The 15,060-nt window shown below is 35.4% G+C and carries 14 protein-coding genes and 1 tRNA gene; 10 read left to right on the forward strand and 5 right to left on the reverse strand.

From position 1 onward, the window contains the following. Positions 1–114: 114 nt before the first annotated feature. Positions 115–879: a hypothetical protein gene (locus tag U9K52_RS06835; protein WP_322925730.1), complete on the reverse strand. Its 765-nt coding sequence runs from the start codon at positions 877–879 to the stop codon at positions 115–117. 237 nt (positions 880–1,116) lie between these two features. Between U9K52_RS06835 and U9K52_RS06840 the strand changes: the two genes are divergently transcribed. Then, a complete protein-coding gene (locus U9K52_RS06840; protein ID WP_322925731.1) occupies positions 1,117–2,616 on the forward strand; it encodes a PAS domain-containing protein in 1,500 nt (499 codons plus the stop codon). A gap of 2 nt (positions 2,617–2,618) precedes the next feature. After that, entirely contained in the window at positions 2,619–2,987 is a 369-nt protein-coding gene (locus U9K52_RS06845; protein ID WP_248393105.1) for a response regulator transcription factor, read from the forward strand. 71 nt (positions 2,988–3,058) lie between these two features. Here the strand turns inward: U9K52_RS06845 and U9K52_RS06850 are convergent, their stop codons facing one another. Continuing rightward, entirely contained in the window at positions 3,059–3,910 is an 852-nt protein-coding gene (locus U9K52_RS06850) for a cyanophycinase (protein WP_322925732.1), read from the reverse strand. A gap of 241 nt (positions 3,911–4,151) precedes the next feature. Here U9K52_RS06850 and U9K52_RS06855 point away from each other — a divergent pair, with 241 nt between their 5' ends. Both U9K52_RS06855 and U9K52_RS06860 read left to right on the forward strand, forming a co-directional pair. Beyond that, entirely contained in the window at positions 4,152–4,748 is a 597-nt protein-coding gene (locus tag U9K52_RS06855) for a Crp/Fnr family transcriptional regulator (RefSeq protein ID WP_322925733.1), read from the forward strand. Between the two features lie 39 nt (positions 4,749–4,787). After that, the gene (locus U9K52_RS06860; RefSeq protein ID WP_322925734.1) at positions 4,788–5,387 is read left to right on the forward strand and encodes a DNA-3-methyladenine glycosylase; all 600 of its coding nucleotides are present in this window, start codon (positions 4,788–4,790) and stop codon (positions 5,385–5,387) included. An 86-nt stretch (positions 5,388–5,473) separates the two neighbouring features. Here U9K52_RS06860 and U9K52_RS06865 read toward each other — a convergent pair whose 3' ends face one another. Next, positions 5,474–6,091: a DUF4142 domain-containing protein gene (locus U9K52_RS06865; protein ID WP_322925735.1), complete on the reverse strand. Its 618-nt coding sequence runs from the start codon at positions 6,089–6,091 to the stop codon at positions 5,474–5,476. Positions 6,092–6,285: 194 nt separating this feature from the next. Here U9K52_RS06865 and xth point away from each other — a divergent pair, with 194 nt between their 5' ends. From xth to U9K52_RS06895, 6 genes are all read left to right on the forward strand, one after another. Next, the gene (gene xth / locus U9K52_RS06870; RefSeq protein ID WP_263603227.1) at positions 6,286–7,056 is read left to right on the forward strand and encodes an exodeoxyribonuclease III; all 771 of its coding nucleotides are present in this window, start codon (positions 6,286–6,288) and stop codon (positions 7,054–7,056) included. 146 nt (positions 7,057–7,202) lie between these two features. Continuing rightward, positions 7,203–7,592, forward strand: a complete 390-nt coding sequence (locus U9K52_RS06875; RefSeq protein ID WP_322925736.1) for a Fur family transcriptional regulator — start codon at positions 7,203–7,205, stop codon at positions 7,590–7,592. 91 nt (positions 7,593–7,683) lie between these two features. Continuing rightward, positions 7,684–8,049, forward strand: coding sequence for a response regulator transcription factor (locus tag U9K52_RS06880; protein ID WP_248393087.1), 366 nt, complete (start codon positions 7,684–7,686; stop codon positions 8,047–8,049). A gap of 142 nt (positions 8,050–8,191) precedes the next feature. After that, a tRNA-Ser gene (locus U9K52_RS06885) sits at positions 8,192–8,279 on the forward strand. 749 nt (positions 8,280–9,028) lie between these two features. Continuing rightward, positions 9,029–11,149, forward strand: coding sequence for a patatin-like phospholipase family protein (locus U9K52_RS06890; protein WP_322925737.1), 2,121 nt, complete (start codon positions 9,029–9,031; stop codon positions 11,147–11,149). A 10-nt stretch (positions 11,150–11,159) separates the two neighbouring features. Further along, positions 11,160–11,828 carry a hypothetical protein gene (locus tag U9K52_RS06895; RefSeq protein ID WP_322925738.1) on the forward strand — a complete coding sequence of 223 codons (669 nt, stop codon included), beginning with the start codon at positions 11,160–11,162 and terminating at the stop codon, positions 11,826–11,828. 162 nt (positions 11,829–11,990) lie between these two features. Here the strand turns inward: U9K52_RS06895 and U9K52_RS06900 are convergent, their stop codons facing one another. Next, the gene (locus U9K52_RS06900; protein ID WP_322925739.1) at positions 11,991–13,790 is read right to left on the reverse strand and encodes a hypothetical protein; all 1,800 of its coding nucleotides are present in this window, start codon (positions 13,788–13,790) and stop codon (positions 11,991–11,993) included. Between the two features lie 203 nt (positions 13,791–13,993). After that, positions 13,994–14,989 (reverse strand): SDR family oxidoreductase, encoded by a 996-nt coding sequence (locus U9K52_RS06905; RefSeq protein WP_322925740.1) that lies wholly within the window; start codon positions 14,987–14,989, stop codon positions 13,994–13,996. Positions 14,990–15,060 lie beyond the last annotated feature (71 nt).

The raw sequence follows: 15,060 nt of genomic DNA on the forward strand, positions 1-15,060 counted from the left end.
TTATGGTGTAAGCTTTTAACCAGCTCACTATTGTCTTAGCATAAAGCAGACCATTTTTTAGCAAAACCTGAAAATATTTTCTTATATAAATGAATTTACATTAAATTAATATTATTAATCCAGATGAAAGTTTTTCGGATCAGGATGTATAAAGGTAAAATCTAATTCAGTAATGAGTTTTTCAGACGAGATGATTCTTTCTTTATTATTATACTGCATATCATCAGTATGTTGATTATTCTGAGCGGCAATCACTTCCTGTTTTAAAGGATGAAGCGGCGCCACAACATTATAAACTTTCCTACGAACATCCTTTTCAATCATTTTCAGGATCACTGCTGAAACATCTTCATAATGAACATGATTGACAACTCCGGACAGATCCGAGATCTTAAAATTCTTCAGTAACCTTGAATCTCCCATCAATCCGCCAAGCCTCAGAATGTTAATCTGTGGAAAAGCTTCTTTAATTTTATTTTCTGTAAAAACATTTTCTGAAGGCAACATTTCTTCTTTAAAAATACCCGGTTCGTCAGGGTAAACGCTTGTGGTACTCATAAAAAACAGTTGTTTTTCAAATTTTCCTATGAATGAAATTAAGTTTGAAAGCTTTTTTTGCAGTATTTCCTTTGATGTTCTTCTTTCTGAAAAAGGAACCGTGATAATAATGACATCAAGCTCCGGAGCAATATTCCATGGATCCGGAAATTGCTTTTCATCTTCATTAAAAACTGCAAGATCCGCCTGAATTCCTTCAGAGCGAATATTTTTGAGCTTTTGCGGTGATGTTGTGGTAGCATGCATCTCAAAATTTTCAGCAAAGTTTCTGCTTATTCTTGACCCCAACCAACCATAACCTATAATTCCGACTTTTTTCATGTTTCAGTATAAAGCACAAAGATATATTCTTCTGAGATTAATCATACACCAATTATAATTCAAAGTAAAAAACAATTATTTTTTTTAAGATTAAATTTAAAAAATATATTAAAGGCATATTATTTGCGAATAACCTTGTAGCATTTATGGAAATTTGCAAAACATTTTGCTTTTTCTCATATTTGCATATCAATGAAAGTTTAAAGCTTGGAAACTTTACAAAACAGCTATAATCCGATGAATAACAACATTGACATCTATATACAGGCACTGAACTCGGCCAACTGCGGAATTATCATCACCGATAATACCCAGCCGGACAATCCAATTATTTACTGTAACAAGGCCTTCGAAACCATAACAGGATATTCACATGACGAAATCATTGGGCACAATTGCCGGTTTCTTCAGGGACAGGACAGATCTCAGCCCGAAAGAGAATTCATTAAAGAATGCATCAGAAAAGGAAAAGACAGCAAACTTGAAATAAGAAATTACAAAAAAGACGGAAAACTCTTCTGGAATGAACTTTATATTTCTCCTGTAAAAAATGAAGAAGGCATTATTACTCATTTTATCGGAGTGCAAAATGATATCACGGAACGTAAAAAAGCAGAGCATGAGCTGAGGGAAGAAAAATCTTCAGTAGAAAGAAAGATCCTTGAAAGAACAAAAGAACTTGTAGACAGTGAGACTTTTCTTTCAAGTATTGTTCAGACCGTGAGGGAAAGTCTGTTGGTACTTGATGCTGATTATAAAGTATTAAGTGCAAATACGCATTTTTTAAATTCATTTAAAGTAACTTCAGAAGATACCGTAGGAAAAATCCTTTTTGAACTGGGTAATCATCAATGGGATATTGATCCTCTGAAAAAACTCCTGACGAAAATATTACCGACCAATAATCCGGTAATTGATTATGAAGTAGAACACGATTTTCCACATATTGGTAAAAAAGTAATGCTCCTGAATGCTTATCGTATTGAATTTGAAGGTCAATATAAAGACAGAATTCTTATTGCAATTGAAGATATTACAGAAAAGAAAGAACTTGACCGAAGAAAAGATGATTTCCTTTCCATTGCAAGTCATGAGCTTAAAACACCTCTGACCACTATAAAAGGTCTTGTACAGCTTTTACAGAGAATGGTTCCGGAAAATTCTCCGGAGAGATTCAATACAACTCTTGATAAAGTATCGGTATATGTAGACCGTCTGAACGTGCTTATTTCGGATCTTCTGGATACCTCCAAGATACAGTCGGGAAATATAGAACTCCATCTTGATCCTTTTGATATTGACAAAACCATTCGCGATACCGTTGATAATCTTTCCGTATCTGCACCGAGTCACAACATCTCATTAACAGGATCCACCAATGCTACGATTATGGGGGATGAGCTGCAGATCTCACAGGTTATTAATAATTTGATATCGAATGCCATAAAATATTCTCCGGGATCAGATAAAGTAGATATTTATATCAACAGGGTTGGAAATTTCGTGAAAGTTTCGGTCACAGATTACGGAATGGGAATAAGTGCTCAGGATAAAGCAAAAATTTTCGACCGATTTTTCAGGGCACGAGAAATACAGAAAAAATTTCCGGGACTGGGAATCGGACTCTATATTTCACATGAAATTATTGCCAACCACAGCGGGACACTTTGGGTAGAAAGTGAAATCGGGGCAGGTTCTACGTTTAGTTTTACATTACCCATTATGAAAAATCACTAAGAATGAATAGCAAAAAAATAATGGTCTGTGATGATGACCAAGGTATACTTGATGTCCTGGAGATGCTTCTGGAATCTGAAGGTTTTACCGTCTTCACCGAAATCAACAGTACGAACCTCATTAAGCAGATCCAGATCGACAAACCGGATCTTATTCTTCTTGATCTTTGGATGCCCCTTTTGTCGGGTGACCAGGTTTTAAAGGCAATCAGAAACACACAGGACATTAAAGATCTTCCGGTAATCGTACTTTCCGCAAGCGTGGACGGAGATGATATTGCAGCAGATGCGGGAGCAAATGATTTTGTTGCGAAACCTTTTGATCTTGATCATATTGTTTCAAAAATAAATGGCCTGCTGGTCTTGAAATAAGTAATTTTTAAAATATAAATAAAAAAGGAATCTGCTGAAATTGCATATTCCTTTTGTTTTATTCCTGAGTTTTAGGAAGCCCTGAATTCTCCGGATTCCAGATTGATGGAACAGCCGTCCGTAATGATATGAACTTTTATATTTTCTGCATATACAGGATGGCCCTCTTCCACTGTTTCTATATTTGTTTTTCCGATTTCTTTCGCACTCATTGCGATCACCATCCCGGATCCTTTACAGATTGCCTTCTTTCCTTCTTCAATTAAAAGTGCAGTATCTTCCCCCAAACCAATTCCGAAACATTCACGGTGAAGCATTACGGCATGTGCCAGCCTTCCAAACCTTCCTCTGTGAACAAAATGAGTATCTACAATGCAGCCCGATAAAAGTCCAAGTCCTGATGCGAGTTTAATATCATTTTCCAAAATCGCCTCATCATCTTCGGCTTCACAAATAATAATTTCAGGCATGCACATTGCTCCTGCGCTGGTTCCGGCAATTATAAAATCCTTTTCACCGAGGTATTTCTCCATCAGTACATCGCAGATTTCGGTATTTTTTATTTCATTACAAATTCTGTTCTGATCGCCTCCGGTGAAAAAGACAGCTTTACTTTTTCTGATTCTTTGAACATATTCATCTTCAGCTTTACCGGTGAAATGAATAAATCCGAAATTAGTATATCCTATTTCTTTAAATGTTTTGGTGTAGGTTTCGCGCATGCTTTCAGGCTCTGAACTTGCCGTGGTAATGACTTCAATTCTGTCTGCCTTATCATTTATGAGAAGCTGAAGAATTTCGTGAGGGATGAAATTTTTATTTTTATCCTTTATTTCCACTTCTGTTCCATCACGGTCTTCTTTTCCCCCGATAATCAACAATTTTCCTTTTGGAACTGCCTTGTCTTTCGTTTTGCTGTTCATATGATAATCAATATTTTGTTTTCTGCTTCTATCGAATTTACGAAAGAACTCTAACAATATGATTGATTTTAATCAATGCAAATACAATTTGTTTTATTATGATGGTTATATGAAATTTCATATTAAAGAAAATGAGGGTGATATGATATAGGTCATAATCTTTTTGCTTTTATAATAATAACTTCGAAGGATAAGATGTCAAGAATACATCTTCACAGCTTTTTAACCTTAAACCATATCCATGCTAATTGAAGAAGAACTTTTGCTATCGTACGGTGCAGCAGTTGAAGACCTGAAAAATTCTGAGATTATTTTTAACGAAGGAGATACGCCGAGACTGTTTTACCAAATCAGAAGAGGACGGATAAAGCTAAGCCATTTTAATGAAGACGGCAAAGAACTTATTCTTGCTGTTCTGCATAATGGTTTCAGTGTCTGTGAACTTTTGCTTTTTATTGATAAAAAATATCCCGTAAATGCAGTTGCCATTGAGCCTACAAGCATTATTACTCTTTCTAAAGAAAAATTCATGAAGCTTTTGGATGAAAACCCCAATATTTCAAGGGATATCAACAGTTTTTTATCCCAACGGCTGTATTATAAATACATCATGCTGCAGAACAATTCGTCGCTTCATCCCGAAATCAGGATTAAAGGCGCTTTGGAATATCATAAAAGTTTCAGCAACAATATGTCTAAATTTGCTTTTGAAGTTCCTTTTACCAGAAAAGAACTTGCTGCAATCACGGGTTTGCGAACCGAAACCGTGGTAAGATGCATCAAAAAGCTTGAAAAGGAAAATTATCTTAAAATTATTGAAAGAAAAATATACGTTTAACAGTAAAAAAATTATTACATTTCAATCAAACGCTGTTTTATGGCAAAGCTAAAACCAGAATATTTTCATAATAAAGATGTTATTTTCCTTGCCCAGGATCTTTTAGGCAAAATACTCTTCACAAAGAGAAACGGAGAAATCACCGCCGGAATTATTACTGAAACAGAAGCGTATTTCGGAGAAGAGGATAAAGCTTCTCATGCTTACGGCGGACGGCGGACATTGAGAACAGAAGCCATGTATCAGCCGGGTGGATATTCTTACATTTATTTATGTTATGGCATTCATCATCTTTTTAATATTGTGGTTTCACTAAAAAATGATCCTAAAAGTGTTCTTATAAGATCTGTCGAGCCATACCAGGGGTTCTCTGTTATAGAAAACAGAAGAAACAGGTCTTCATCCGACAAATCCATTTCTTCAGGTCCCGGATCTGTCTGCAAAGCTTTGGGTATCGATATGACCTTCAACATAAAATCGTTGACAGGAGAAGATATTTGGATTGAAGATTCGGGATTACAGTATCGTACGGAGGATATTGCTTCTAGCCCACGGATCGGGGTTGCTTATGCTGATGAACATGCCCAACTGCCGCTTCGGTTTTACCTTAAAAACAATCGGTATGTAAGTAAAAAGTAATTAAATAATTGATAAAAAAATTACGGAAGAGTTTTGATCTTCCGTAATTAAATTGGATTTATAATAAATATTGAATATGTTTATATTTATTTTACAGCAGTCTTTGCTTTTTCGGATTCCATCAGATGATGCTCCAATGTAGGAAGAGTACTGCTTGCAAAAGATTTCAGAGATGCTTCAGATCCTTCAGAAGCCTGCTTTTTAAATTCAGCAATATCTTTCTGGTGATCTGTTACCATAAGATCTGCATACATACGGTCAAATTCTGCTCCTTTTTTAGCTTTAAGCTCGTCGTGTTTTTTCTGTTGGTCAGCGTTCAAATTTGTCGGTAAGGTATATCCGGACGCAGAAGCCCACTTTTTAAGTTCATCATTGGCTTTTCCATGATCTTTTACCATCATTGCTCCCAATGATTTTACAGTTGCACTAGAAGCATTGGTTGAAGCAAGCTGTCCAAGCATTACTTCCATCATACCACCTGTCGCTGCTGCGTCTGCAAATTTTTTATCCTGAGCACTTAATGTGCTGTTCGCAGCATTGGAATCCGACATCGCTGTAGTGGCAGAATCTCCCCTATTCATTGAGGTATCTGCAGGAGCAGACATTGTTGTTGAATCTGCAGACTGGTCGGAAGTTGTAGTTTCATTTTTCTTACAAGCTACCATTGCAGCAACCGCAAGAACTGTTAAAATTGAATTTTTCATAATATTATTGTAAAATGGTTAAAGATAAATAGCAATTATATTGCTCACGCTGATAGTAACAATTTATTTGCCAAAGTTTAACAAATAAGTTATTTATGATACCACAACTTATTTTTTATAATAAATTACGCATTAACATAGCTTTCATATGGAACAAATATTGTGGATATGAAAAAAATAAATCCCTGCAGCTTATGAAAATAGCAACTTATAATGTAAACGGAATAAACGGAAGACTTCCTGTCCTACTTCGCTGGCTGGAAGAAGCTCAACCTGACATTGTATGTCTTCAGGAGCTGAAAGCTCCGCAGGAACGATTTCCTGTAAGTGAAATCAATGCTGCAGGCTACAACGCAATCTGGAAAGGACAGAAAAGCTGGAATGGTGTTGCAATACTGGCAAAAGATATGGAAATCACCGAAGTTCAGCGATCTTTACCCGGAGATCCGGAAGATGAACAAAGCCGGTATATTGAAGCAATCATTAACCAGACCGTTATATGCTGTCTCTATCTCCCCAATGGAAATCCATATCCCGGACCAAAATTCGATTATAAACTTTCATGGATCAAACGTCTAAAAAAAAGACTGAATCAGCTTATAGAAATGGATCTTCCCGCAGTTGTCATTGGAGATTTCAATATAATTCCCACCGCATCTGATGTATACAAACCTGAACGTTGGGAAGATAATGCTTTATATCGGCTTGAGGTAAAAAAAGCATACCAGCAAATTCTAAAAAAAGGCTGGACAGACTCTATCCGTACGCTTTATCCCGAAGAAACTGTTTATACATTTTGGGATTATCTTTATAATTCCTACAGCCGGAATGCGGGAATGCGGCTGGATCATATATTGCTGAGTCCTTATCTGTCTAAAAATCTGAAATCAGGAGGCGTGGATAAGCATGTCCGCGGATGGGAGAAAAGCAGCGACCATGCTCCGGTGTGGATTACCCTTGATTAATTTTTCACGCGATTATAGACTAAAATCTATCTGATGTTTAAGCATGTCATCATATTAGGCACTATCATTTTATATATTAAGATTATATACAAATTCTTATTGTAACTTTGTTGCATATTACATCATATTTTCATTAGCAATTCAATATGAAACAGGTACGGAATACCCAGGCAAAAACAGAAATACTCCATCTCTTAAGCAATGCTACCAGTGCTTTATCACATCATGAAATACAGGAAAAGCTCAATGGTCTCTGCAATCGGGTAACGATATACCGTGTTTTGGAAAGGCTTGAAAAAGAAGGAAAAATTCATAAAATTATCAATATGGACGGGGTTGTCAATTATGCGAAGTGCAACCATTGCCATAAGGAAAGACACTCACATAATCACTTACATTTTAATTGTGAAAATTGTAAAGAAGTGACCTGTATTGAAAATGTGGTTCCTGAAATTAATCTTCCTGAAAATTTTACGGCGCATAGTTATAATTTTGTCATCAGCGGAATATGCCCCAAATGCAGTCAGATTCAATAATACACTTTATTCGAAAATTAAAATCTTTAAATAATTATTATAAAATTTTCCGTCATTAATGATTTGGCTTTGTTTTTGCGATGCAACCGTTATGAAAACAATTTTTATACTTGAAGATGAGACAGGCATCAGAGATGCATTACAGCTCCTCCTGTCATTCGAAGACTACGACGTTCGCTCTTTCTCTACAGTAGAAGCATTCAACAACAGAGATCTTTCTGTAGTTCCTGATATTTTTATCCTGGACGTGATGATGCCCGACGGAAACGGGATTGATGTTTGCAATGAATTGAGAACACGTCCTGAAACGTCAAATATTCCTATTATGATTATGAGTGCACACGCAAAAGATCATGAAGTAATCAGCAGATGCAACGCCGATGAATTTATCAGTAAACCGTTCGATATTGATGCTGTACTGCTGAAAATTGATAACCTGTTGGTTCCAAGCAATTAATCTAAAGGGGGTTCAATTTCCAAAACATTTATCTGACAGCTGAAAAATATGGTGCATAAATATGATATAAAAAATATTTTGCAGGTATAAAAAATATTTCTATATTTGCACCACTGAAAACGACGATATAATCGGAGTTTCTGGAGAGTTGGCAGAGTGGTCGATTGCGGCAGTCTTGAAAACTGTTGACTGTAACAGGTCCGGGGGTTCGAATCCCTCACTCTCCGCCAGTTGGGAAACCAAAATAAGCTAAAACGCTGTAAACATCAATGTTTACAGCGTTTTTTGTTTTAGCGCAGTATCAAAAAAAAACAAAATAGGTCACGATTTATATGTCCTATTTCGTGTCCCATTCAAAAAAGAAAAAATGGGTCACGAAAAATCAAGGAAAGCCTGACCAATAGGCAGTTTAACGATTGTACATCTTGCAAAAAGTGGTAACAAAAAGTAAATTACTAAAGCATTAAAGTTATCACACAAAACATTCCATCTGTTATCTTCATCAAAAAGAATAAAATCAGAGCACAATAATATTTTTTGGTACTATAATATTCATTTACAAATATCTGAATAATTCCTTCTATAGTTGATACATGTTAATTTTCTAAACTAACTAACATATACATATTTAAATGGAAAGAATTACCTGCTTAATAAACTAATATTGAAGATGTTAAAGCAAAATACTACAAAAGTGTTATTTTACATACCATCCGTTTTAATTATCTTTATATAAACTAAAAACCATTATTATGAAATTATTCTTTTGCATTGAGGATACTTAAAAAACTATCCTATATTTTTCTAAAAGACCAGATTCACACTCATTTGGTTTCGAATTAAGACATTTACTCTCATCATGGTTATAAAGAAAGATCAGCTTCCTTAAGTGATTGTTTCCAAATTATAAACCATGCTAAGATGTTTTTCGGTTCATCCGATCTGAACTATTATAATCACAAATAAAATTATAAATACCATGAATGTATCAGATTTCACTCAAACTGTTGAACACATGCTGGATCATCTCGAGAAACTTTATAGTAATGATTCCTTACATGTTTCTGATATCAGAGATAATATCAACTGGGAAGATTCTAAAAAAGACCTTCTCAAAAAATACGGAATTAATCCAAAATCATCAAGGCAATATGTGGATTTGATTCAAGAAGGCGGAGGTGTCCACGGCATTGCACTGGCGGGCTATACCTATATTCTAGAAAAAATGGGAATTTCCTTTTTAAACAGCGCAGGCACAAGCGCAGGAGCAATCAACACCATGATGCTCAACTGCGTATATTCCCGCCGAGATGCTATTATGATGGGTATGAAAGAAGAATTTACCAGACAATGTTACGAAACCCGTTCGGAAAAAATTATTGAATATTTATCCCAAAAAGATTTGCGGGAACTGGTAGACGGGCACCCCTCTTGGAGATCTTTTATTTTACAATTTTTTTCAAATAAAGAAAGAGGACCTCTTCTTAAGAGAATTAAAAACAGGCTGAGATTAACCGTTATCTTTTTGCCTTTATTATTACTGCTAATTATTGTTAGCGGTACCGGAGTCGGAATTCTAACGCATTATCCCGCTTCATGGCAAATATGGATTAACCGAACTCTTCTGGCGGCCATTATAGGGTTTATGATTTGTATAGCCTTGCTTATTAGAAATATTACAAGTTTACGGCTATTATACTTCAATAGCGAAAAAATGGGTATTAATCCGGGAAATAATTTCAAAGAATGGATTCAGGGGCTCATGGAAAATAATGGCATTAAGACCGTTAGTGATCTTAAAAGGAAAATGCTTACAGAAAATGATCTTTACCGGTGTTATTATGTCCCTGATCATCCTCATTTTGAAAATACAGATTCCAATGGTAATGAAAGTACAGAAAAATTAGTAAATACTACTAAAGAAACAACAAATTCCTCTGATGGTGGTGCTGAAAATAAAATAGGAGAACAGAATACGCCGCACGATTCAAAGAATGATTGGCATGAGCTAAAAGACAGAATGATAGATATACAGCTTAAAGAAATTTTTGACGATTACCTAACAAAAAATAACTTGGCTGCCGAAGATCAGAAATTCGTCGATCATCTCCTTATCCAATTAATTTGTGGGATTTCCAATTTTAGCCAAATTAATTGGCAGGATCTTAAAATAATCAACGAATTTCTCACTACCAAAAAATTTATTTCTATTAATAATAACGATAAAATAATTGAGGAAATACTAAAAAAACTTTTTATAAACACAAAAAATATCGTAAATGCATGTGGTAACAGATTTTTTCAGCAGCTTGTGGTTGTTGCGGCAGACATTACCAACCAAATTAAAGTTGAATTTCCCGGAATGCATGAGTTTTATTGGGGAACCGACGAATCCATCTCGCCGGCAGAGTACGTAAGAGCTTCTATGTCAATTCCTTTTTTCTTCAAGCCTTATAAAGTTACGATGTCTAATACCCAACTTATTAATATCAATGAAACCTGGAAAACAAAATTGGGCTCTTATAAGAATTTTATTCAGGGAAATAATGAGATTCTCTTTGTAGATGGCGGAGCGCTATCAAATTTTCCTATCAATGTTTTCTATGACAGCAATCATCACACAATACCTACCCGACCTACTTTCGGCATTAAGTTAGAGTATGATAATGACGATTTATATAAACTGATAGATAATGAATCCAAGCTTGCCCTATCCATGATTTCAACGATGCGCTATTTTTATGATCGTGATTTTTTAATCAGAAACAGCAACTTCCGAAAAACGGTACGAAGTGTAGATACAGGAAAAATAAGCTGGCTAAATTTTGCACCAAAATCGTATGAGCAGATTGAACTGTTTTACAGAGGCGCACTGGCCGCTACGATCTTTCTGTCAGGCAAAAAATTAAATTTTGAAGATCGGGATAAGCTCCTTCAAAAAGCAAAATCCGATTTCGGAATTACTGATTTTAAGCTAGAAGATTTTGTATATCCTGACATTTTCTTCGACTGGGAAAATTATAAAAAGGAACGCGGAATGGCAGAGATTTATAAAAATCTTAGTCCTAAACTAAAAGAAAAATCCAGTTTTACCAACTAAATTTCCAATTATGTTATTTATATATATTTTTAGAGAAACCTTTGACCTGTGTATTGAAAATTTTGACCAGGTTATTTTATGGCTTTCAATACTTATGATATTTGGCACCATTATTACAAGTGCATGTCTTTCTTCGTTTGCACCAACCCTCTATTATGAAGTCAAATCGGGGAAAAAGGAAAATTGCGTGATCTACTTTTCTATATTTGATCTCCAGCTTCCGTACAAGAGTAGAATGTTTAACGAAATCATTCTTAAAATCAACCCGAAAACCCAAAAAATTATTACAAAATCACTGAAAATGGATAATATTTTTATGCCATTTGCTTATACAAGTATTTTTTTGCTGATTACGCATTTTTACCTTCTTTCAAGAGAGTATAATTCGGCTATATTCCCCATGTTTCCTTTTCTGCAATATGCACTTATACTTCCTTTTATAGCTTATCTATGCGATATCGGTGAAAACCATCTCACTAAAAAGTTAATATATCGGGTCCAGAAGCTACAGGCTGAAGAGGTTGGCCATATTGATGAAAGACTCGAAATAGAAAATTCACTGAACAGATTGATTAACCACTCAAAGTTAAAAATTTATGCAGCATCAAGTATAAAATGGATTACTGTGATATATTGTATTTTAGTAATCTTTTGTTCATTTTTCCTTCAGTTTTTTTAATTTGATATTAAAGGTAATTTCAAGCTAATATAAAACAAAAGTGCTACAATTTCCTGTAGCACTTTATATATAGAATAATTTTTAATTAATTAAATTGATGTGACTTTAAAGATTTTAGATTAAATATAATCACATAGACAATTTCAATTAATTTTCTGTTGACTAATTTTCAGGAATTACAATGCCTGATAGTATTGATTTATTGTATTGTAGAAGACATTTTATATTAAGATCTGTTTTGAAAAAATCTGTTTTTTTCAGTAAGTTCTCATAATATTCAATGCCTTGAAGTAGATTTTCCTTAAAATTTTTCCACTTTTTTATCTGGCCTGCTGTTATATTTCCTGAAAACTCTTCAATCTCCTTTTTCAGATAATCAATATACATTTTCATTTCGTTGACGAAAATATTTGGCCTGTTTTTATGTGAAATAACATTAGATCTACCATAAATATGCTTTACCATTTCCAAAAGTGAAACTTCCTTATCAAAGTACGCCAGATTCGGGCCGGGGCAGATCACAACGCCCTGTTGCTCCCCTTTTATTTCAATACCGTTTTCAAGATATGCGGAATTTACTAAACCAACACACAGACATGCTTTTTCGGTTATATTGTGTCTTTTTCTACGATATATTTCGGAACTAAACTCATATTTTTGCGATTCAAGTTCCTGTAATTTCAGTTCCTGATATTTTTTCGATGCCGTACAAATTCCTTCCGGTGAATATTCTTTACTTAAAGCCAGCAGCTTTTTAGGACAAGAACTTCCATATCTGCCTCTCGACTGTTTCTGACGTCTGATGATTTCATTGGACGAATCTCTAACCGTATTAAAAGGCACACCAAGCGGGGATAGATTACTGATATAGAAATCTTTTTCTTTTGATTCTGAAAGAAGTTTCCTGGTTTCGTGATCCACTGAGGTCGCTTCAGGAACCAGTAAAAAAGGAGAGCCCCAGCCAATGCTATCAATATTATAGGCATTTAAAAGAAATTCATGTTCTTCAGCTGTTCCTACTCCACCCTGAACCGTAATTTTTAATTCTAAAGGCTGGACAACAGGAGCTTTTTCTTTCTGCTCCAATGCTTTATTCATTAAAATATGGGAAGATTCAATAAGTTCATGTTTTTTATTTTTAAACTCTTCAAGAATAGGTCCCAGTAAAAGTCCTTCCGTTGCAAAGGCGTGTCCGCCGCAATTCAGCCCGGATTCAATCCTGTATTCCGATACCCAGAGCCCTTTTTTAGCTAAAAAATTCCCCTGAATCATCGCAGAACGGAAATCACTTACTTTAAGAATAATTTTCTTTTTAATGCTTCCTTTTTCATCAGGATAAAAATCTTCAAATTCTTCGATATAACTGTAAAGTCTGGGATTCATTCCTGCCGAAAGCACTACCGATGAAGACAATTTGCTATTTGCGAATCCACGCAATGAGGCATGTGCATCATTATAGGTTACTGGCAGCTGTTGTTTGTTTTTAAAATTATCCTTATCAACTTTCGTCATGATATTGACATCAATATTTCCCGGAGAAAGATGTTTTTCGATAAAGTTTTTAATAGCAGAAGCAATTCCTTCTTTCTGGGTCATGAAATGCTCAAGACCGGCTTTCAGTTCCGAAGTGTTGGGAAGCATATCCGCAAAATTGGCAAGTACCATTCTGTTTTTTGAAAGTTCCTCTTTGAAGGCTTCAAATTTTTCGGTTACAATATCATCCAGCATATTGAGATACGCAGTAATTCTCTTGGCACGGTAGTCCTCAACCCTTGTCGAAATACTTGCATAATTCAGGTTGAACCGGTTGCTGTAAAAATTTTTCATTTTTTCTATAATCTCATCATCAATTATAGAAACTACGGATGAAATTCCGTACTGCGCCACACGGACAGGACTGTCAATAGTGTACGCCAATCCCATTACGGGAATATGGAAATTGTGTAAAGGCTTTTTGATCATTTTTATATTGATTAAAATAATTGCTTACCTCTAAATTCCCATCAACTTATTCACTGGACACAAAAATATCAGTTTTAAATTAATTATGCTTACAATAATAGATTAATTTGTGTGATTATGTCTAAAATCATCAGAAAGTAAAAAAAGTTTCGGGCAAATCAAAGATTTGCCCGAAACTTTTATAAAATTAAATTTATTCTGATTTAATTTTCGTTGGATGATTTTAATTTAAGAAACATAAAAGCCAGTCCTAATCCAAGTCCTGCCATTACTGCCAATCCTGTTTTCCTGGAAGGAACAGGAAACATGGTATCACCGTAAATCCGATGCGGTTCGGGTGAAGGCGATAAGATATTCCCAGAATCTGACGGTGCCTTTTTCATTTTCATCATCATTCTCATTCCGGCAGAAGCGGTATTGATAACGGGTTTTGGAAAAAGTTTATAAACTCCCGTGAGAAGTCTGGAGGTAATATCCGGGAATAATTCTCTTTGTGGATTTTTAGCAAGCTGTACAAATTTCGCAGCGGTATCCCGGGGATCTGCAGCAAAAGGAGGAATTTTAAAATCCAGTCCGGAAAATTTAGCAGAATGCATGTTTCCGGTAGACCTTTGAATCTGCGGATACAGATTGCATATGTGTATATTCGGGAAATCTGAAATCTCACCGTGAAGGCATTCCATCATCCCCCGAATTCCGAATTTGGTAGCAGAGTACACTGCACTGTAAGGAGCCGGCATAAAACCTCCTATTGATATATTGTTGATTAAAATTCCGTCTTCCTGTTTTTTAAAAATCGGCAGAACACTGTATGCACCGTGCATATATCCGAAAAGATTGGTTTTGATCACCTGTTCGTTCAGATCCATAGGAATTTCTTCAAACTTACCGCTTGCCATTACTCCTGCATTGTTGATCCATATATCTATTCTTCCGTTAAACTGTAATGCCTTATTAGCAAGGTTCTGAACATCGGCAGCGATGGATACATCAGTAGGAACGCCCAGTGCAGGAACTCCCAGATCACGGCATAAAGAAACGGTTTCGTCAAGTGCATCTTTTCCGCGCGCTGCCACAACGATAGTACAGCCCTCCAGAGCGAATGCTTCAGCTGCTGCTCTCCCTACTCCGCTGCTTCCGCCGGTGATGACAACTGTTTTACCTTTAAGGCTTTCGTGAATTTCGTTATTGGATTTCATTTTGTAATTGGTTTTGGTTAATTATCTATAACTCACCTATTATTATGCCACATCCCTCAAACACTTATAAT

Source organism: Chryseobacterium sp. MHB01 (assembly GCF_034651565.1).
In the GTDB taxonomy this organism is placed as follows: Bacteria; Bacteroidota; Bacteroidia; order Flavobacteriales; family Weeksellaceae; genus Chryseobacterium; species Chryseobacterium nepalense.

Bases quoted from the DNA above. Each gene is read 5' to 3' on its own strand.
- U9K52_RS06845 (WP_248393105.1), top strand. From the start codon at position 2,619: ATGAATAGCAAAAAAATAATGGTCTGTGATGATGACCAAGGTATACTT.
- U9K52_RS06895 (WP_322925738.1), top strand. From the start codon at position 11,160: ATGTTATTTATATATATTTTTAGAGAAACCTTTGACCTGTGTATTGAA.
- xth (WP_263603227.1), top strand. From the start codon at position 6,286: ATGAAAATAGCAACTTATAATGTAAACGGAATAAACGGAAGACTTCCT.
- U9K52_RS06900 (WP_322925739.1), bottom strand. From the start codon at position 13,790: ATGATCAAAAAGCCTTTACACAATTTCCATATTCCCGTAATGGGATTG.
- U9K52_RS06860 (WP_322925734.1), top strand. From the start codon at position 4,788: ATGGCAAAGCTAAAACCAGAATATTTTCATAATAAAGATGTTATTTTC.
- U9K52_RS06835 (WP_322925730.1), bottom strand. From the start codon at position 879: ATGAAAAAAGTCGGAATTATAGGTTATGGTTGGTTGGGGTCAAGAATA.
- U9K52_RS06865 (WP_322925735.1), bottom strand. From the start codon at position 6,091: ATGAAAAATTCAATTTTAACAGTTCTTGCGGTTGCTGCAATGGTAGCT.
- U9K52_RS06855 (WP_322925733.1), top strand. From the start codon at position 4,152: ATGCTAATTGAAGAAGAACTTTTGCTATCGTACGGTGCAGCAGTTGAA.
- U9K52_RS06840 (WP_322925731.1), top strand. From the start codon at position 1,117: ATGAATAACAACATTGACATCTATATACAGGCACTGAACTCGGCCAAC.
- U9K52_RS06850 (WP_322925732.1), bottom strand. From the start codon at position 3,910: ATGAACAGCAAAACGAAAGACAAGGCAGTTCCAAAAGGAAAATTGTTG.
- U9K52_RS06875 (WP_322925736.1), top strand. From the start codon at position 7,203: ATGAAACAGGTACGGAATACCCAGGCAAAAACAGAAATACTCCATCTC.
- U9K52_RS06905 (WP_322925740.1), bottom strand. From the start codon at position 14,989: ATGAAATCCAATAACGAAATTCACGAAAGCCTTAAAGGTAAAACAGTT.
- U9K52_RS06880 (WP_248393087.1), top strand. From the start codon at position 7,684: ATGAAAACAATTTTTATACTTGAAGATGAGACAGGCATCAGAGATGCA.
- U9K52_RS06890 (WP_322925737.1), top strand. From the start codon at position 9,029: ATGAATGTATCAGATTTCACTCAAACTGTTGAACACATGCTGGATCAT.